19 protein-coding genes are annotated in these 18,364 nt (G+C 65.8%); 13 read left to right on the plus strand and 6 right to left on the minus strand.

Features of this window, described 5'->3' with window-relative positions; genetic code table 11:
• Positions 1–316: 316 nt before the first annotated feature.
• The 6 genes from MRY84_RS01740 to erpA all read left to right on the plus strand — a co-directional run bounded on the left by MRY84_RS01740 (position 317) and on the right by erpA (position 5,329).
• Positions 317–2,293: a serine/threonine-protein kinase gene (locus MRY84_RS01740; protein WP_291504047.1), complete on the plus strand. Its 1,977-nt coding sequence runs from the start codon at positions 317–319 to the stop codon at positions 2,291–2,293.
• A gap of 238 nt (positions 2,294–2,531) precedes the next feature.
• Positions 2,532–2,963: a 50S ribosomal protein L13 gene (gene rplM / locus MRY84_RS01745; protein WP_291504048.1), complete on the plus strand. Its 432-nt coding sequence runs from the start codon at positions 2,532–2,534 to the stop codon at positions 2,961–2,963.
• A gap of 11 nt (positions 2,964–2,974) precedes the next feature.
• A complete protein-coding gene (gene rpsI / locus MRY84_RS01750) occupies positions 2,975–3,367 on the plus strand; it encodes a 30S ribosomal protein S9 (RefSeq protein WP_005798582.1) in 393 nt (130 codons plus the stop codon).
• Positions 3,368–3,530: 163 nt separating this feature from the next.
• Positions 3,531–4,241: a DUF6776 family protein gene (locus MRY84_RS01755; protein WP_291504049.1), complete on the plus strand. Its 711-nt coding sequence runs from the start codon at positions 3,531–3,533 to the stop codon at positions 4,239–4,241.
• Between the two features lie 263 nt (positions 4,242–4,504).
• Positions 4,505–4,903 (plus strand): polymer-forming cytoskeletal protein, encoded by a 399-nt coding sequence (locus tag MRY84_RS01760; protein ID WP_291504050.1) that lies wholly within the window; start codon positions 4,505–4,507, stop codon positions 4,901–4,903.
• 60 nt (positions 4,904–4,963) lie between these two features.
• The gene (erpA, locus tag MRY84_RS01765; RefSeq protein WP_291504051.1) at positions 4,964–5,329 is read left to right on the plus strand and encodes an iron-sulfur cluster insertion protein ErpA; all 366 of its coding nucleotides are present in this window, start codon (positions 4,964–4,966) and stop codon (positions 5,327–5,329) included.
• A gap of 82 nt (positions 5,330–5,411) precedes the next feature.
• Here the strand turns inward: erpA and MRY84_RS01770 are convergent, their stop codons facing one another.
• Together MRY84_RS01770 and MRY84_RS01775 are read right to left on the minus strand one after the other, a co-directional pair.
• Positions 5,412–6,527 carry an anhydro-N-acetylmuramic acid kinase gene (locus tag MRY84_RS01770; protein WP_291504052.1) on the minus strand — a complete coding sequence of 372 codons (1,116 nt, stop codon included), beginning with the start codon at positions 6,525–6,527 and terminating at the stop codon, positions 5,412–5,414.
• A gap of 172 nt (positions 6,528–6,699) precedes the next feature.
• On the minus strand, positions 6,700–8,058 hold the full coding sequence (locus MRY84_RS01775) for a M23 family metallopeptidase (RefSeq protein ID WP_291504053.1): 1,359 nt from the start codon (positions 8,056–8,058) through the stop codon (positions 6,700–6,702).
• 204 nt (positions 8,059–8,262) lie between these two features.
• On the opposite strand from MRY84_RS01775, the gene tyrS reads away from it, so the two are divergent.
• Positions 8,263–9,495, plus strand: a complete 1,233-nt coding sequence (gene tyrS, locus MRY84_RS01780; protein ID WP_291504054.1) for a tyrosine--tRNA ligase — start codon at positions 8,263–8,265, stop codon at positions 9,493–9,495.
• A 21-nt stretch (positions 9,496–9,516) separates the two neighbouring features.
• Here tyrS and MRY84_RS01785 read toward each other — a convergent pair whose 3' ends face one another.
• Positions 9,517–9,939 (minus strand): bacteriohemerythrin, encoded by a 423-nt coding sequence (locus tag MRY84_RS01785; RefSeq protein ID WP_291504055.1) that lies wholly within the window; start codon positions 9,937–9,939, stop codon positions 9,517–9,519.
• Positions 9,940–10,099: 160 nt separating this feature from the next.
• On the minus strand, positions 10,100–11,095 hold the full coding sequence (locus tag MRY84_RS01790; protein WP_291504056.1) for a LysR substrate-binding domain-containing protein: 996 nt from the start codon (positions 11,093–11,095) through the stop codon (positions 10,100–10,102).
• 131 nt (positions 11,096–11,226) lie between these two features.
• Between MRY84_RS01790 and MRY84_RS01795 the strand changes: the two genes are divergently transcribed.
• Together MRY84_RS01795 and MRY84_RS01800 are read left to right on the plus strand one after the other, a co-directional pair.
• Entirely contained in the window at positions 11,227–11,766 is a 540-nt protein-coding gene (locus MRY84_RS01795; RefSeq protein WP_291504057.1) for a DUF2917 domain-containing protein, read from the plus strand.
• Positions 11,767–11,870: 104 nt separating this feature from the next.
• Positions 11,871–12,260 carry a DUF2917 domain-containing protein gene (locus MRY84_RS01800; RefSeq protein WP_291504058.1) on the plus strand — a complete coding sequence of 130 codons (390 nt, stop codon included), beginning with the start codon at positions 11,871–11,873 and terminating at the stop codon, positions 12,258–12,260.
• Between the two features lie 140 nt (positions 12,261–12,400).
• Here MRY84_RS01800 and MRY84_RS01805 read toward each other — a convergent pair whose 3' ends face one another.
• Positions 12,401–13,009, minus strand: a complete 609-nt coding sequence (locus MRY84_RS01805) for a TetR/AcrR family transcriptional regulator (RefSeq protein WP_291504059.1) — start codon at positions 13,007–13,009, stop codon at positions 12,401–12,403.
• Positions 13,010–13,219: 210 nt separating this feature from the next.
• Between MRY84_RS01805 and fabF the strand changes: the two genes are divergently transcribed.
• Entirely contained in the window at positions 13,220–14,497 is a 1,278-nt protein-coding gene (gene fabF / locus MRY84_RS01810; protein ID WP_291504078.1) for a beta-ketoacyl-ACP synthase II, read from the plus strand.
• Positions 14,498–14,531: 34 nt separating this feature from the next.
• On the opposite strand, the gene MRY84_RS01815 is transcribed toward fabF, so the two are convergent.
• Positions 14,532–14,930 carry a BLUF domain-containing protein gene (locus MRY84_RS01815; RefSeq protein WP_291504060.1) on the minus strand — a complete coding sequence of 133 codons (399 nt, stop codon included), beginning with the start codon at positions 14,928–14,930 and terminating at the stop codon, positions 14,532–14,534.
• A 123-nt stretch (positions 14,931–15,053) separates the two neighbouring features.
• Between MRY84_RS01815 and MRY84_RS01820 the strand changes: the two genes are divergently transcribed.
• From MRY84_RS01820 to MRY84_RS01830, 3 genes are all read left to right on the plus strand, one after another.
• Entirely contained in the window at positions 15,054–15,809 is a 756-nt protein-coding gene (locus MRY84_RS01820) for a Crp/Fnr family transcriptional regulator (protein WP_291504061.1), read from the plus strand.
• A 313-nt stretch (positions 15,810–16,122) separates the two neighbouring features.
• The gene (gene glmU, locus MRY84_RS01825; RefSeq protein ID WP_291504062.1) at positions 16,123–17,553 is read left to right on the plus strand and encodes a bifunctional UDP-N-acetylglucosamine diphosphorylase/glucosamine-1-phosphate N-acetyltransferase GlmU; all 1,431 of its coding nucleotides are present in this window, start codon (positions 16,123–16,125) and stop codon (positions 17,551–17,553) included.
• The gene (locus MRY84_RS01830; RefSeq protein ID WP_291504063.1) at positions 17,550–18,353 is read left to right on the plus strand and encodes an ATP-binding protein; all 804 of its coding nucleotides are present in this window, start codon (positions 17,550–17,552) and stop codon (positions 18,351–18,353) included. Before glmU ends, MRY84_RS01830 begins: the two co-directional genes overlap by 4 nt.
• Positions 18,354–18,364 lie beyond the last annotated feature (11 nt).

Consider the following 18,364-nt stretch of genomic DNA (forward strand, 5'->3'; position numbering starts at 1 on the left):
CCCCCTGCACGGGAGCGCTGAGGGCCTGCCGGCCCTCATGCGGGAACTTGCGTGGTTTTGGTGGAAAGCTTTCTGGTTCCCTTTGCTGAAAATCAGGGTTCGGCTCGGATTCTTCCGGCGCTGTTGCCGGGGCCCGGCGGACGCCGGGGCACAATCGGGGTTTAGCCCATCCGTCGGGCGTGATGTTTTTGGCAGACAGGAAGTCATTTGTTTCCGTGGAGGGACCTGGCATGCTTCATGATTGCAAAGGTCTTGGACCCTGTGCGCAGGTGCCGGGTCCCTGTTGACGCATGCAAGACGCCACCCTTTGTTCACCATGATTGAAAGTTCCAGCCAAGCTCCCGCCAGCGGTGTCAGCCATTTGGATGCGCTGCCCCCTGGAACCCGTCTGGCGGAATTCGAGATCCTGGCATTGCTGGGGGTGGGCGGCTTTGGCATGGTCTACAAAGCGTTCGACCATTCCCTGCACCGGGCCGTCGCGATCAAGGAATACATGCCCTCGGCGCTGGCTGGGCGGGCGCAGGGTCAGTCCCTGTGGGTGCGCTCATCATCAGACCAGATAACCTTCAATGCGGGGCTGGCCTCCTTCGTGGGGGAAGCCCGCCTGCTGGCCCAGTTCGACCACCCCTCGCTCGTGAAGGTGTTCCGGTTCTGGGAGGCTAACAACACCGCGTACATGGTCATGCCGCTCTACAGCGGCATGACGTTCAAGCAGGCCCGCGCCCAGATGCGCACCCCGCCGCCTGAGATCTGGCTGCGCAAGGTCCTGTGGTCGGTGCTGGGGGCCCTGCGGGTGCTGCACGACGGCAAAACGCTGCACCGGGACATCTCACCGGACAACATCTTCCTGCAGGACATCGGTCCGCCGGTGCTGCTGGACCTGGGCGCCGCGCGCCACGCGATCAACGACCAGGACCGCAAGCACACCGCCGTCCTCAAGGTGAACTACGCACCCATCGAGCAGTATGCGGACGGCGACCAGGACTTGCGCCAGGGGCCGTGGAGCGACCTTTATTCGCTGGCTGCCGTGGTGCACGGCTGCCTGTGCAACGACACCCCCCTGCCTTCGACCTTGCGGTCCATCCGTGACCGCATGGTGTCCTTCTCGCGTGTGGCAAGGACCGTGAAGCGGCAGTTTGGCGTGGAATATTCCGAGCCGTTTGTCGCTGCCATTGCGCAGTCGCTGGCGCTCAAGCCCCAGGACAGGCCGCAAAGCATTGACGCGTTCCTGCAGATCATGGGGATGACCTCCGCGCCCGAGGGGATCGAGCTTTTCGATTTCCGGGCCGAACTGGGGGATATCTGGGTTGAACCCGCCGACCAGCCCGGCCCCGGCCTGCTCACCCCCACGGTGGACATCACCTCCGCGCCCCGCGTGGTGGCCGAAATCGAAGCCCAGGCCCAGGCCGCCATGACAAAAGTGGCGCCCCGGGAGGATGAAGTTGACAAATTTGGGGTGAATCGCGGAGGCGAAGAGCGCAGCAGGGACGTCGGCGGCGATACGGTCATGCTGGCTGGGCCCGACACCGTCGCTGCGGAAGGCGGCGACACGGTGTTCATTGACGCTGGCGATACCGTGGTGGCCGAAGACTCCCGCTACGACGATCTGGAAGCAGGGCAAACGCATGCGCGGCGCGAGGGTGTGCACCACCGGTCGCGTCATGGCGACCGGGACACGGCGCGCAGCCCGGGCAAGGCCGGCAGGACGGGGCGGCGGGTGCCCGTGCTGGTGTGGGTCGGGGTCGCTGCCTTCGCCGTGGTGGCCTCAGCGGCGGGTCTGCGGTGGGCGCAGGGCCACAAGGCGCCGCAAGACGACATCATTACCGAGATGGCCGAGCCGGCTCCCGTGCCGCCGCCGGTGGCGCTGGTGATCGCCGATGCGGCCAGCGCGGCCGACGCCCAGGCTTCTGCCGTTGGGGGCGCCGCTTCTGAAAGTCCTGCCAGTACCCCGGTGGCCGCGGTGCCTGCCTCGGCACTCGTCGTGGCATCGGCCCCCCGCCCAGCGCCGCGCAACAGCAAGCGCGCCGCTCCCGAGCCGGCCCCCACACCCATCGTGGTTCGCGAGGAGCCACCCCCCCCGCCGCCGCCTGTGGTGGCAGAGCCCAAGCCGCGACCGGCTCCTCCGCGCCTGCCCAGCCCACAGGAGGCATGCGCCGATGCGAGCTTCCTGGCGCGCCCCATGTGCATCCACCGCGAATGCCAAAAGCCCGCGCAGGCCAACCACCCCATCTGTGTGGAGAATCGGCGCCGCTATGAGGCCGAAGAGGCGCGCAATCGCCAAAGCCCGAACTGAGCCGAATCTGCCTCCAATCGGGGATTGGGCGTGGTTCCTCGAGCGCAGCTCCGCATGGCTGACGCGAGCGAGTCAAGGCTCGGGCTTGCACCGCTGTCGGTCTCCTTCGTATAATCGAGGGCTTCGCAGCGTTTTTGTGGTCCCGCGGCGAAGACTTGACGCCACCTAAGAGGCTTCCGAAAGAGAAGCACCGACCGTGGAAAAGGACCCGCCAAACCCTCTTTTGCAGAGAAATCTCATGACTACTACTTTCAGCGCCAAGCCCGCTGAGGTCGTGCACGAGTGGTTTGTGATTGACGCGACCGACAAGGTCCTCGGACGAGTAGCCAGCGAAGTTGCTCTCCGTTTGCGCGGCAAACACAAGGCCATTTACACGCCTCACGTCGATACCGGTGACTTCATCGTCATCATCAACGCAGCCAAGCTCAAGGTCACCGGCACCAAGTCCCTGGACAAGGTGTACTACCGCCATTCGGGTTACCCCGGCGGCATCACGGCCACGAACTTCCGCGACATGCAAGCCAAGCACCCCGGCCGCGCGCTGGAAAAGGCTGTCAAGGGCATGCTCCCCAAGGGTCCCCTGGGCTACGCGATGATCAAGAAACTCAAGGTGTACGGTGGTGCTGAGCATCCCCACACCGCCCAGCAGCCCAAGGCGCTGGAAATCTAAGGAGCCTTGAGATGATTGGTGAATGGAACAATGGCACCGGCCGTCGCAAGTCCAGCGTCGCCCGCGTGTTTCTGAAAAAAGGCTCCGGCAAGATCACGGTGAACGGCAAGGACATCCAGTCCTACTTCGGCCGCGAAACCTCGATCATGATTGCCAAGCAACCCCTGGCGTTGACCAACCATGTCGAAACCTTCGACATCCAGATCAACGTGCATGGTGGCGGTGAATCCGGCCAGGCTGGCGCTGCCCGCCACGGTATCACCCGCGCCCTGATCGATTACGACGCATCCCTCAAGCCCGTCCTGAGCCAGGCCGGCTTCGTGACGCGCGATGCCCGTGAAGTCGAACGTAAGAAAGTCGGTCTGCACTCTGCACGCCGCGCCAAGCAGTTCTCCAAGCGTTAAGCTGGCGAGGCTCTTCATGGATGTCCGCTTTCGGGCGGGCATCCGTCCCCTGCAAAGTGTTCCTTGGGATGCTTTACAGATCAAAAAACCGCCTCCGGGCGGTTTTTTCGTTTAAGGTGCGCTCTTTTCTGCGGGTCATCCGGATGATTCAACTTTTCGTACCATGCGCCTTCGCCTTCTGCGCCGCCGGCTGACCATCAGCGCCCCGCGGGTGGCCATCCGCAGTGCCATGCCTTGGCCTGTTCGCTGGCTGGTCCTGGCCGTGGTCTTTGGCTTCTGTGCAGCGGTAGCCCTTTGGGCCTTCGAGTTTGGAAAGTCCATTGCAGGTCTGGATACCGTCTCCCGGGACGAATTGCTTCAGCTGCGGGCCGAGGTGGACCGCCTGCGCGCCGAGGGGCAGGAGCAACAGACAGTGGCCCACACGGCCGAGAGCTTGCTGGTCGCCGAGCGGTCTGCCAAGGAGAGTTTGATGGCGCAGGTCCGCCAGCTGGAGGCCGACAACCGCACGCTACGCGAAGACTTGGGGTTTTTTGAAAAGCTGATTCCTGCGGCAAAGACGGAAGGGCTCGCAATCCGCAGCCTGCAGGCCGAGGTGCTGGGGGGAATGCAGCTGCGCTGGCAGGTCCTGGTGATCCAGGCGGCCCGCAATGCGCCGGAGTTCAATGGCCGGTTTGAACTGGTTCTTTCAGGGACGCAAGACGGCAATCCCTGGACCCAGACCCAGCCAGCCCAGGGGCAGCCGCTGCAAGTCAAGCAATACCGGCGGATTGAAGGTGTCCTCGATCTTCCGCCCAACGCCGTGGTAAAAACCGTGACCGCGCGCGTGCTGGAGGGCTCCACGGTTCGATCGGTGCAAACCATGGCCATCGACTAAGACGCTGGCCGCAAGCGCGTTCATGAAGCAAGCAAGCCTGACTTGCCGTTTTTTTTTTGGAGCGGACTTCTGGTGCGGCAAGGTCGGGGCGGTGCCCAACTTGGCCGGATGGCTTCTTGCTGCAGATCAAAATCCTTGCGGGCACCCGCAGCCGTCTGATGCGCCGCATGCCATGCTGCGCCAGACGTGGCGGTCACCGCCGTTCTAACCATTCCGTCACCGGTCCCCTGGACTGGCGCCAGTCCTTTGTGGAGTTTTCGTCCATGTTTTCACGCAAGAAGCAGCCACCGATCAAAAGCCTCATCGCGCAGGGCACCAGGATCGAGGGCAGCGTGCATTTTGTCGAAGGCATGCGCATTGATGGCGAGGTGGTGGGGGATATCCGCGCGGGTTCGGAGCAACCCAGCATCCTCGTGATCTCGGAGATGGCGCGCGTGGAGGGGGCGGTGCATGCCGACCACGTGATCATCAATGGCCAAGTGGTGGGTCCTGTGCACGCGGGTGAACTGCTGGAGCTGCAGCCTAAGGCCAAGATCACCGGGAACGTGCATTACAAGGCGCTGGAGATGCACCAGGGCGCCATGATTGCCGGCCAGATGTGTCCGGTGGCTGTCCTGGTGGAGGAAAAGCCCCCACTGAAACTAGCGTCAAACGGCCAGTGACCTGAATTCCCGAGCGGTCTGCAGTAGTATTCACCGCAAATATTGAACCCGGAGTACCCCATGAGCGCAGTTGCCGAACCCGTCCAGACCGAAATGCCCGCCCCCATCCTGTTCACCGACAGTGCAGCGGCCAAGGTCGCGGACCTGATTGCCGAAGAGGGCAACCCTGACCTGAAGCTGCGCGTATTCGTCCAGGGCGGTGGTTGCTCGGGCTTTCAATACGGCTTCACGTTTGACGAAATCACCAACGAAGACGACACGACGATGACCAAGAACGGCGTGTCGCTGTTGATCGATGCCATGAGCTACCAGTACTTGGTCGGCGCCGAGATCGATTACAAGGAAGACCTGCAAGGCGCTCAGTTCGTCATCAAGAACCCCAACGCCACCACCACCTGCGGTTGCGGCTCCAGCTTCTCTGCCTGACCTGGAGAGGTGGGGGCCGGCGGGTACGCGCCCCTGCTCTGCACCAGACCACTTGGCCGCCCCATGGGCGGCTTTTGCTTTTTCAGGACGGGTAAATTGCACCCAATACACGGGCTCCCGCGGCCCCGGTTACGCTGGCCAGATTGCCTGGCAAACCGTGCAGCGCCTGCCGCGCCAGCCAGGCAAAAGCCGCCGCCTCCACCTGCAATGCGGGCAGGCCCAGGGCATCGGTGGCGGTCACTTGCAGGCGGGGGCAGGCGGCCTGCAGCCGAGCCATCAAATGGGTATTGAGGGCGCCACCGCCACACACAGCCATGATTTTGCTATTATTTTTGTAGCTGTTTGCGCTGATGGAGCAAGCGCTGGCAGTGAATTCTGTCAAAGTTGCTTGCACATCTGCCGGCTCCGCTGTCTTGAACGGCTGCAGGTGGTGCGCGAGCCAAGGGGGGTTGAACAGATCACGGCCCGTGCTTTTGGGGGGCGGCTTCTGTAAAAAGGGTTCGTCCAGCAACGATGCCAGCAATTCTGGGAGCACCTTTCCGCTGGCCGCCCAGTTGCCTCCTGCGTCAAAAGGCTGGCCAGTGTGCTGTTGGCACCAGTGGTCCATCAGCGCGTTGCCAGGGCCGCAGTCAAATCCCAGCACACGGCCGTCGCCGCCCAGCACGCTGAGATTGGAGATGCCGCCGATGTTGAGCACCAGCACGCTCTCGCCGGGGCGGCCAAAGACTCCTTGGTGGAACGCCGGCACCAAAGGGGCGCCTTGGCCGCCTGCGGCCACGTCGCGGCTGCGGAAATCGGCCACCACGGTGATGCCAGTGCGCTCTGCCAGCAGGGCTGGGTTGCCCAGCTGAAGGGTGTAGCCCGTGCCGTCAAATTCCTGGGGCCGGTGGCGCACCGTTTGCCCGTGGGTGCCGATGGCGCGGATGGCGGAGGCGGGCAGCCCGCTCTGGGCCAGCAGGGCGTGGACGACCTCGGCATACGCCCGCGACAGCGCGTTGCCTGCCAGGGCTGCGCGGTGCAGCTCGTCGTTGCCCGAGGTGTTGAGCGCCAGCAGCTCCGCCCGCAACTCCGGCGCAAAAGCCGCGCTGGCATGGCGCGTGACTACCATGCGCGGCCCCGAAAAATTGGCCAGCACCCCGTCGATGCCATCGAGCGAGGTGCCTGACATCAGGCCGATGTACAGCTCGGATGCGCTCACGGAAGTTGTTTGGAGTGTGAGCGCGTGGAGTGGAAGGCTGTGCGTCCAGAGGCGCCAGGTTTGTTGCCACTGGCGCGACCCAGGTCCACGGCCGCCGCGCAAGGGCAGCCCCGCCGCGCTTGCGGTGTCCCTACCGCGAGGCAAGGAGCGAGGCGACTCGCGGGGAACTTGATCACTCTGCGCTGGCTTGTTCGATCAAGGCGGCGGCAGACAGCTGCACTCGCATGTTCGCCGCGAGGCGGTCAAACGCGGGGCGCGAGGCTGCCGAGACCGGCGCTGCGGCTTCGCTCTGGGCCACGATGGTCTGCGGATCCTGGTGCACGCCGTTGACGCGGAACTCGAAATGCAGGTGCGGCCCGGTGGCCCAGCCCGTGGCGCCCACGGCGCCCAGGGTTTGGCCCTGTTCGACCGATTGCCCCTGGCGCACGTCAATGCGGCTCAGGTGGGCATAAACGGTGACGTGCTGGTTGCGGTGCTTGACGAAGACTACGTTGCCAAAGCCGTTCTGCACGCCCGCAAACTCCACCACGCCATCGCCCACGGTGCGCACCGCAGTGCCGGTGGGCGCGGCGAAGTCGGTGCCCAGGTGGGCGCGCCAGGTCTTCAGGATGGGGTGCATGCGCATCTTGAAGCCGCTGGTGACGCGCGAGAACTCCACGGGGGATGTCAGGTAGGCGCGGCGCATGCTTTCGCCGTCCAGCGTGTAGTAGGCGCCCTTGGCTGCGCCGGGCTCTTGGAACCACACGGCCTGGTGGCTCTTGCCGTTGTTGACGAATTCCGCGCTCAGCACGCGGCCGCTGGACAGCGGCTCGCCATCGGCTTCGAGGGTTTCATAGACCACGGAGAAGCGGTCCCCCTTGCGCAGCGACCGGCGAAAGTCGATGTTCCCGGAGAACAGCTCGGCCATCTGCACGGCCACGGCGTCGGGGATGTTGGAAGCATCGGTGGCGGCGAAGAGCGAGCTGTGGATGATGCCGCCCGCCAGCCGGCTGTTGGCCGTGAGCTTGGCGGTTTCGATGCGCGACGTGAACTTGTCGCCTTGGCGCTGCACGATCAGGCGGCGGAAGTTGCCGCTGTCGTCCGGCACCCAGCGAACGGTCAGGCGCAGCAGGCGGTGGTCGTCGGTGGTTTCCGCCGACACGATGCGGCCCGTGCGGCCCAGCACGTTTTGTCTGACAGGAGTGTCACCGCGCATGAAGGCCGCAGCGGCCGGATCGGCCACACCCATGCGCTGCAGCAGCGATTCGGGGGTGTCGCTGGAGCGCACCTGTTCGGAGCGGTACAGCGAGAAGCCCGGGGCCTCCAGCTCGCTCAGCACGACATTCTCGGCCAGCGACTCGACGGGGTAGCTCACCATGCGCACCGGCAGCTCGGCCGGATCGGGCGCGAAAGACGCCACGGCGAATGCGCCGCCGCCACCCGTCAGCAGAAGGGCTGCGACGGCGGCGGTGATGCGTTGGGGATGTTTTTGGATCGTGTGGGACAGCCGGTCAAGCAAAGCCGAGCTGGCGGTGGTCAAGCCGTGAATCAAAGGTCTATCCCCAGGTGAACATGATGGCCTGGAACGCGCCGGGCAGCAGGGGCGCGGCGGTACCAGGTGTACAGACTGTCAGGCTGCTGCCTTTGGACAGAATGGTGAAAACAGGTCGCAACGGCGGTCCCACTAGAATCCGCCTCACGCAATGTGGGCTGGAGTATAGCGGTGCATGCTGTATAGACATCCCAAAAAACCCTTATGAATCAATCTGCTGTTACAACAACCCCGGTCTCTGATGGTGTAAGACAGGCCCTCGAAATTTCGCTGCGGGGCGTGCAGGAACTGCTGCCCCAGGACGAATGGCTCAAGAAGCTTGTCCGGTCGGAAACGACGGGCCAGCCGCTGCGCATCAAGCTGGGGCTGGACCCCACCGCGCCCGACATCCACATCGGCCACACCGTGGTGCTGAACAAGATGCGGCAATTGCAAGATCTGGGCCACCAGGTGATCTTCCTCATCGGGGATTTCACCAGCCTGATCGGCGATCCGTCGGGCCGCAACAGCACGCGCCCGCCCCTGACGGCCGAGCAGATCAAGTTCAATGCCGAAACCTACTACCGCCAGGCCAGCATGGTGCTGGACCCGGCCAAGACCGAGATCCGCTACAACAGCGAATGGAGCGAGCCTCTGGGTGCCACCGGCATGATCCAGCTGGCCGCCAAATACACGGTGGCGCGCATGATGGAGCGCGACGACTTTCACAAACGCTTCACCACCGGACAGTCGATCTCGGTGCACGAGTTTCTGTACCCATTGATGCAGGGCTACGACTCGGTAGCCTTGAAGAGCGATCTGGAGCTGGGCGGTACGGACCAGAAGTTCAACCTGCTCATGGGCCGCCACCTGCAGCAGGAGTATGGTCAGGAGCCGCAGTGTGTACTCACCATGCCTCTGCTGGTGGGCCTGGACGGCGTGGACAAGATGTCCAAGTCCAAGAACAACTACATCGGCATCACCGAAGACGCGAACACCATGTTCGCCAAGGTGCTGTCGATCAGCGACACGCTGATGTGGGACTGGTACACGCTGCTGTCGTTCAAGAGCCTGGCCGAGATTGCGGCGCTCAAGGCCGAGGTGGACGGCGGGCGCAATCCCAAGGAGGCCAAGGTGGCACTGGCCAAGGAAATCACGGCGCGTTTTCACAGCGCGGCCGCCGCCGATGCGGCCGAACAGGATTTCAACAACCGCAGCAAGGGCGGCGTGCCCGACGACATTCCCGAAGTGGCCCTGTCGGGCGCGCCGCTGGGCATCGGGGCGCTGCTCAAGCAGGCCAATCTGGCGCCGTCGACCAGCGAGGCCAACCGCTTGATCGACGGGGGCGGCGTGCGGGTGGATGGCAGCGTGGTCAGCGACAAGGGGCTCAAGCTTGGTGCCGGCACCTATGTCGTGCAGGTCGGCAAACGCAAGTTTGCGCGGGTGGCACTGGCCTGAACCCCGCGGCGCCCGCATGGCTCAGGCGGTGGCCGCAGCCTGCGCCTCCGCGGCGCGCAAGAACGGCACGTAGGCGCGGTCCACCTGGCAGATGTGGTGGACCAGCCAGCCCTTGAGCAGGTCCAGCGCTTCCATCGACACTTCTTCGCCATCTTCAAAGCGCATGAGCAGGTCCATGGCCCGGGCTGTGAAACCGTTGTGCTCGGCCTGATGGGCGGCCGTTTCGGGGTAGCCGTGGCGCTGGAAGAGCACTTCCTCGATGATGAAATGGTTGTGCGTGTAGTCGACCAACCCTTCCAGCACAGCGCCGATGGCTTCACGCCGTGGGATGGGGCAGCACAGTTCTTCGTGCAACTGATTGGTCAGCCGCACCAGTTCCTGGTGTTGGCGGTCGATCTCGTCAAAACCCAGCTCCAGCTCGCTGGTCCATGGCATGAAAGTCATCGGGGGTCCCTCATCGTGGCTCCCCCAAAGAATGCACCGGGCGCTGCGCTAGGAAAAGATAGTCTCCCCGCATCCGAAGGCGTGAAATTACGGCCCGTTGATGTGTGTCAACCCTGCCTCTTGAGTGCGGTCAAGGGGCGGTCTTTTTCCCCGCTGGTTGTCAGTCCAGGTTGTCATTCAAGTCCGGGTCCGGCACGTCCCCGATCGCTTCGCGCGTGGCCTGGGCCTGTACCTGCAGCCAGGCGCAGAACGCCTTGATTTCGGGCCGTTGGCCGCTGCGGGGACCCACCATCAGCCAGTAGGCCAGCGGCGAGTCGATGCGGTGGCTGGGCAGCACTTCCACCAGATCGCCGGAAGCCAGCGCATCGGCGATCAGCGGCATGCGGGCCAGGGCCAGCCCCTGGCCGGCCAAGGCTGCCTGCACGATCTGGTGGGCGTAGTTGAAGTACAGCCAGCGCTGGGGCTGCAGCTTGGACAGGTCGCAGGTATCGAACCAGCGCCGCCAGCTCAGCCATTCCAGGTGTTGGCTGCGGTGCGCGTCGCCGGCCTCGATCAGAGTGAACTGGGCGACGTCGGCTGGCGTGCGCAAGGGCTTGGCGCTTTTGAGCAGCCAGGGGCTGGCCACCACGGCCAGTTGCTCGCCAAACAACCGCTGTCCGCCCTGGGTTCCGGGGCCGGGCAGGCTGTAGCGCAGCGCCAGGTCCACGTCGGAGGTTTCCAGGTCCACAGGCACGTCGCTGGCATCGATGCGGATGTCGATGCCTGGGTTGTCGCGCTGGAATTCTTCCATGCGCGGGATGAGCCACATGGATGCAAAGCTGGCCCAGGTGGTGATCGCCACGCTGCGACGGCCCGCTGTCTGGCGCACCAGGCGTACGGCGGCGTCCATGCGTTCGAGTGCTGGCGCCACGGCGCGCTGCAGCTGCGCGCCTGCACTGGTGAGTTCCACGGCGCGCGTGTGGCGCAGGAACAGCGCCACGCCGATCTCTTCCTCCAGCGCCTGGATCTGGCGGCTGACCGCCGATTGGGTGAGCGCCAGTTCATCAGCGGCGGCGCGGAAGTTCAGGTGCTTGGCCACCGCCAGGAAGGCGCGCCAGTGGCCGGTGGCGACGGGGCGGGTTCGCAGGATGGCGGGGGCGTATTCGGCAGAAGCCATGGTGGGTGTCCTGGCGGTAATTCATGCGCGGTGGGAATGAATAGGGTACCGCGTTTTCATTGGACTGTGGGCCCGGCAAAGCGCACCATGCAGTCTCCGAAAACACCTTTTACCCAAGCAAGGAGCCCGTCATGTTTCCCCGCAACGTTCTGGAATCGCAACAATTCGAGCCCGCCAGCGTGGCGAGCCGTACTGCGGCCGGTTGCTGGAAACTGGCCACCGGCCGGGCCTTGTCGCTGCGACCCCGCACCCACGGGGTGCTCCAGATTGCGCAGGGGCAGGTGTGGCTGACCGTGAGTGGATCCCTGGCGGATCGGCCCGGTGTGCCCGAAGACCATGTGCTGCGGGCGGGTGAGCAACTCGTCATTGCGCCAGGGCAGCACGTGGTGATGGAAGCCTGGGACTCCTCGGGCGCCGCTGAAGCGGTGGCTTTCCGCTGGGACCGGGTGGCGATGGCGCCCACCGCACAACCTCGCGGCCTGGCGGCCTGCGACTGGGAATGTGGCGTGGTGCAGCCGCTGCGCGAGCTGGTGCGGGCCCTGGGGCAGGGCGGCCGGGCGGTCGGTGCGGCCCTGGTGGATGTGGTGGGTGCGGGCGGGCGCTTTGCCGTTGGCCTGGCCCGGTTTGCTCTGCATCGGATAGCAGCACCCCTACAGCGCAAGCCTGTCTGAAGCCTCTATGCAGGAAAAGCATCATAGGTGCCGTGCTTTTCATTGGACGTTGTTCTGCAAGCCGCGCACCATACGACCTTATTAGGGTTTACCCGGAGAAAGCCATGACAACCTCCTCTCACGCTCTTCATCTGTTGGGATCTTTCCGCGCCGCGGGTGCGGCGGCCGGTAGCACTGGCACCGTGGCCGCTGGCGCTGCCGTCAGCTTGGCGCCCCAGACCGCCATGACACTGCGCATTGCCGAGGGCCAGGCCTGGGTCACGCTGGGCCAGGGCGTGGGCGACAGCACCGACGTTTTCCTCTGCGCAGGGCAATCGCTGCAAGTGGCTGCAGGGCAGTCGGTGGTGATGGAGCCCTTGGGCGGCCGCCGTCTGCAGTACCGCTGGACTCGCGGGGATGCCGCGAGTGCCCGCCCCGCTTCGTGGTGGCGCCGTGCATCCTTTGGCAACGGGGCCTCTGCCCACGGAACCTGGGGCGACGCCTGCTGCGCCTGAGTTGCGCCTGAACTGGCGCCGAGGGGGCAGACCATCTCGGTTTCGGTTCTGAATAAAAAGAGCTGCCAGCGCTTGTTTTTCAAGCGGTGGCAGCTCTTTTTTCATAGCGAATCCTGACCAGGGCAGGCCGGCACAGGCTCCTACAGCGCTTTCTCGCCCAGCAGGTCGATCAACCGCGCCTGCAGCGTCGTCAGCAGCTCATCCGACAGTGCGGGCCGCGCTGCTGCGGTGGCGCGGGCCAGCACGAGCCCGCCAACCAGGGTGGCCAGCGTTTGCATGGCCAGCGCCCGGTCCTGGGGCTGCACGGTGGCATTCCCTTCCTCGGCGCTGCTGTCTGCCAGCAACTGCGCAAAGCGCGCGATGTTGCGCTCGATGCCCTCTGCAAACACTTCCGACAGTTCGCCACCTGCCCGCGCGGCATCCACCGCCAGCGCAGCTGCCGGGCAACCCGTGCCCGGCGCGTCGCGGTGCTGGGGCGACAGGTAGCTCTGGATGCGCTCGCTCACCGTGGTGTTGGCCGTCACACCGTCCAGAGGGGAAATCGTCCAGTCGAACGCGCGTGCGCAGGCTTCCTGCACCAGCGCGTCCTTGGACGGGAAATGCCGGTACAGGCCGCCATGGGTGAGCCCGGCGTCGCGCGTGATGTCGGCCACACCCACGCCCGTCAGGCCCCGTTCGCGGTACAGGCGCGCCGCCGCGTCCAAGATGCCCTGCCGGTTCTCGGCGGCCCGTGCTTTGGAAACCTTCATGCAGCCTCCACTTAATGATTGCGATCGTACGCAAAACGCGTTTGCGACGTTATGATGATGAGTGCAATCATAAATCGCTGCAGCGCTGAGACCTGTTCCGAGTGCTGCGCCCCATTTGACCAACGAGGTAAATCCCATGAACCCAATCATTCCTGACGGCCCCGGTGCCGGTGCGCGCGGCAGCGCGTGTTGCAACAAGGTGGTGGCCTGATGCGGCGCGTGGTGGTGACCGGCATGGGCCTGGTGTCGCCGCTGGGCTGCGGCGTGGAGTTGGCTTGGCAGCGCCTGCTGGCGGGGCGCTCGGGCCTGTCGCGCTTGCCAGAGGCGGTCACGGAAGGCATTGCCGCCAAGGTGGCGGGGCAGGTGCCCAGTGTGGCGGACGACGCGGAGGGCGGCTGGGATGTGAATGCCGTCGTGTCCTCCAAGGATCAGCGCAAGATGGACCGCTTCATCCCGTTCGCGCTGGGCGCGGCGCAGCAGGCGCTGGCCCAGGCCGGGTGGCCGCCCCCGGATGAGCGGGCCCGAGAGCGCACAGCCACCGTGATCGCCTCGGGCATTGGCGGTTTTGGCGCAATTGCCGAGGCTGTGCGCACCACCGACACGCGCGGACCACAGCGCCTGTCGCCCTTCACGGTGCCGTCGTTCCTGGTCAACCTCGCAGCGGGGCATGTGTCGATCCGTCACGGCCTGAAAGGACCGCTGGGCGCGCCGGTCACGGCGTGCGCGGCCAGCGTGCAGGCCATTGGCGACGCCGCGCGGATGATCCGCAGCGGCGAGGCCGATGTGGCCGTGTGCGGCGGCAGCGAAGCGGCCATTGACCGCGTGAGCCTGGGCGGGTTTGCGGCGGCCAAGGCCCTGGGCACCGGGTTCAATGAGGTGCCCGCGCAGGCGTCGCGCCCGTTTGATGCGCAACGGGACGGTTTTGTGATGGGCGAGGGTGCGGGCATGCTGGTGATCGAGGCGCTGGACCATGCGCTGGCGCGTGGGGCTCAGCCGCTGGCCGAGCTGGTGGGCTACGGCACGTCGGCCGACGCTTACCACATCACTTCGGGACCCGAGGACGGCGACGGCGCGGCGCGCAGCATGGCTGCGGCGTTGGCCCAGGCCGACTTGCAGCCGAGCGATGTGCAGCACCTCAACGCGCACGCAACGTCCACCATGGTGGGAGACCGTGGCGAGCTTGCGGCGATCCGCCGCGTGTTCGGCGATGGCGCAGGGGTAGCCATCAGCTCCACCAAATCTGCCACCGGTCACCTGTTGGGCGCTGCTGGCGCGGTGGCGGCCATCTTCACCGCCCGGGCGCTGCGCGACCAAGTGGTGCCGGGCACGCTGAACCTGCACGAGCCCGATGAACTGGCGCGGGGACTGAACCTGGTCGCGCTGCAGCCCAGGCCCATGGCGCTTTCACACGCCATGCTCAATGGCTTCGGCTTTGGGGGCGTGAACGCCACGCTGATCCTGCGCCGCTGGACAGCAGGCCTGGCCTAGCCCGGGCAACCGGCAGTTCCAGCGGGCCGCCGCGTCAAAGCTCGATGGCGGCGCACACCTCATCGAAGGCGGCGACGGCGGCCTGCCCGTCCAGCCGCTCCATGCGGGCCAGGGCGTCCACGTCTTCCAGGGTGCTGAACGCCAGGCTGAACTGCTGGAAGCGACGCCCGGCCAGCGGTCCGTTGTGGACGATCTCGACGTTGACGTGGCGGGGGTCGTTGCGGATGCGCTCAATGAGCTTGAGCACCGCTTTCTGCGGCCCCTCCAGCTGCTGGCAAAACCGCTGGCCGTCAAACACCAGCAAGCCCGTGATGTCGAGTTCTGCATTCACCACGCGCGCACGCGCCGCGATCTCGGCCACCACGCTCAGGGGCTGCTGGGGCGCCAGCGTGCTGACGTACAGAACTTCGTAAAGGGCTGGTTTTATATTCATATGGTGCGCCAATGTAGGCCAGTCAGGAAGGCGCCACTACATCAAATGACATGATGCAAGCCCTGAGGGCCCGGACTTTTGTATCGAGGTGTGAATCCGGTGTCGATCCCTACAATGCGTCCAATGAACCTCGCTGCGCCGAATGCCAACTGCCCCGTGAGCTGCCACAACTGCCGGCTGCGGCAGACCGGAGCGTTCACCCAGTTGCCGCCCAAGGTGCTGGAGTTCATCGAGTCGATCCGCGCGGGCACGGTGACGGTGAGTGCGGGGGAAACGCTGGTACGTGAGAACCAGGCGAACGCACGGCTCTTCACGCTGTACTCCGGCTGGGCCTTTCGCTACAAGACATTGAGCGATGGCCGCCGCCAGATCCTCAACTTTCTGCTGCCGGGCGATCTGGTCGGTTTGCAGCAGGAGTTTGACGGGGCGGCGTTGCACGGCACCGAGGCGCTGACGGATTGCTCCCTGTGCGTGTTCCAGAACGACAGCCTGTGGGCCATGTTCCGCGAGCATCCGCGGCTGGGCTACGACATCACCTGGCTGGCCGCGCACGAGGAGAGCCACGTGGATCAGAACCTGCTGACCACTGGCCGGCGCAATGCGACCGAGCGCGTGGCCGTGCTGCTCATGCACCTGTACCGCCGCCTGGACCGCATCGGTCTGGCAGAAGACGGCGCGGTGGCGTTCCCGCTGAACCAGCAGCACATTGCCGATGCGCTGGGACTGTCGCTGGTGCACACCAACAAGACGCTGCGGCGTCTGTCGGCCCTGGGTCTGCACGAGCTGAAAAATGGACGGCTGCGGCTGCTGAACCCGCGCGCGCTGGCCCGCATTGCCGATTACTACGACACGCCGCCACGCCTGATGCCGTTGCTGTAAGAGCCTGGGGGGCGCCGGAGTGAAATCGGGCCATTGAACGCCCCGGCTGCTTGCATGGGCATGGGCCCATGCGGCGCACCCGAAGCATTCCACATCCCTCACGATGGCGCGCCGCGACCCTCGGGAGATCGTGAGCAGGCTCTAAGCGGGCGCTCTGCTTTCTGCCGTTGGGGTCAAAAATCCCGCTAGCGCTTGATAGATAAGCGCTGAAAGCTATTGTTTGTGTAGCGTTCCTGTCGCCGAAGACACCAGCCGATAATCCACGCCAGGCTGGGGCGCCTGGTCCCCGGCGGCGCACACGACCTATTTGTTTATGACCCCCCTCGACATCCTCATCATGGCGGCCGGCAAAGGCACGCGCATGAAAAGCCGCGTCCCCAAGGTGCTGCAGCGCTTGGCCGGGCGGGCGCTGCTGCACCATGTGCTCGACCAGGCAGCGCACCTGCAGGCGCGCAGCGCCATCGTCATCACAGGCCATGGTGCTGCCGAAGTGGAAGCCGCTTGCGCAGGCCTGGCCAGCGCTGGCGCTGGTTTTGACCTGCAATTTGCGCGACAGGAACCGCAGCTGGGTACCGGCCACGCGGTGATGCAGGCCCTGCCGCACCTGCGCGACGACGGCACGGTGGTCGTGCTGTCGGGCGATGTGCCCCTGACCCAGCCCGACACATTGCGCGCCCTGGTGGCCGCCAGCGCGGGTGGCAAGCTCGCCTTGCTGACGGTGGACCTGCCGGACCCCGCGGGCTACGGCCGCATCCTGCGCAATGCCAATGGCGCGGTGCAAGGCATCGTCGAGCACAAGGACGCCAGCGACGCCCAGCGTGCGATCTCCGAGATCTATAGCGGCATCATGGCTGTGCCCGCGCGGCAGCTGCGCGGCTGGCTGGCGCGGCTGACCAATGACAATGCGCAGGGCGAGTACTACCTCACCGACATCGTCGCCATGGCCGTGGCGGACGGTGTGCCGGTGGTTGCCCACCGCATCGCCGATGCCTTGCAGGTCGCTGGCGTCAACAGCCCGCTGCAGCTGGCCGAGCTGGAGCGCGCCCACCAGCGCGCACAGGCCCGCGTGCTGATGGAGCAGGGCGTGCGCCTGGCCGACCCCGCGCGGTTCGACCTGCGCGACGATGCGCGCACCGGGGTTCGCGGCGAGCTGGTCTGCGGTCAGGACGTGGAAATCGATGTGAACTGCGTTTTCACCGGACGCGTGGAGCTGGGCGAAGGCGTGAGCATCGGCGCCAACTGCTGCATCGCCAACGCGCGCATCGCGGCGGGTGCGGTGATCCACCCCTATACCCACATCGACGGCGAGAAGGCCGGCGCCAGCGTGGGCGAGGGCGCGCTCATCGGCCCCTTTGCCCGCCTGCGTCCCGGCGCACAGCTGGGCCGCGAGGTACACATCGGCAACTTCGTCGAAGTGAAGAATTCCACACTGGCCGACGGCGCCAAGGCCAACCATCTGGCCTACCTGGGCGACGCCACCGTGGGCGAGCGCGTGAACTACGGCGCGGGCAGCATCACCGCCAACTACGACGGCGCCAACAAGCACCGCACGGTGATCGAGGCCGACGTGCACATCGGCAGCAACTGCGTGCTGGTGGCGCCGGTGACCATTGGCGCTGGCGGCACGGTGGGCGGCGGCAGCACCATCACCAAGAGCACGGCGCCGGGTGCTTTAAGCGTTGCGCGGGGCAAGCAGGTGAGCATTGCCAACTGGAACCGCCCCGCCAAACAATCCAAGCCATGAATGCGCCTGATGCCAGTGCCGCCGAGGGCGAACTGCAGCAAGCGCGCGCCGAACTGGCCCGCGCCCAGCAGCAGATGGCCGACATGGCCGCCGCGCAGGAGGAATTCCTGCGCGCCGTCTCGCACGATCTGCGCGCGCCGCTGCGGCATGTGACATCCTACGGAACGCTGGTGCGCGAAGTGCTGGGCGATCTGCCGGCCGACGTGCTGCAGCGCGCCGAAGTGCAGGAGGCGCTGCGGTTTCTGGCCACCATGGACCAGTCCGCACGGCGCATGGGGCTCATGATAGACGGCCTGCTGGCCCTGGCGCGCACGGGTCGCGCGCCCCTGCAGCTGCAGCCTGTGGCGCTGGGCGATGCAGTGGCGCAGGCGCGCCAGGCACTGGCAGCCGCCGAGGCCGGGCGTACCGTGCAGTGGCGGGTGGCGGTGGATGCCTTGCCCCCGTTGCGGGCGGATCCGGCGCTGCTGCACGCGCTGCTGGCGGAGCTGCTGGGCAACGCGCTCAAGTTCAGTCGCGCCACCGCGCAGCCGTGCATCACCGTGGCGGCCACCGCGGCGCCCGAAGGGCAGGTGGCATTTGTGGTGCAGGACAACGGTGCGGGGTTTGACCCGGCACGGGCGGGATCGCTCTTCGGCGTGTTCCAGCGCCTGCACCGGGAGGCCGACTTTGAAGGTGTCGGCGCGGGCCTGGCCCTGTGCCAGCAGGTGGCGCGGCGCCACGGCGCGGAGGTGGCAGCCACGGCTACGCCTGGAGAAGGTTGCACGGTGCGCGTGCAATGGCCCGCCGCCCAGGGCTCATGACGCGCGCTGGG

This window comes from Acidovorax sp. (assembly GCF_022763525.1).
Lineage (GTDB): Bacteria > Pseudomonadota > Gammaproteobacteria > Burkholderiales > Burkholderiaceae_C > Acidovorax.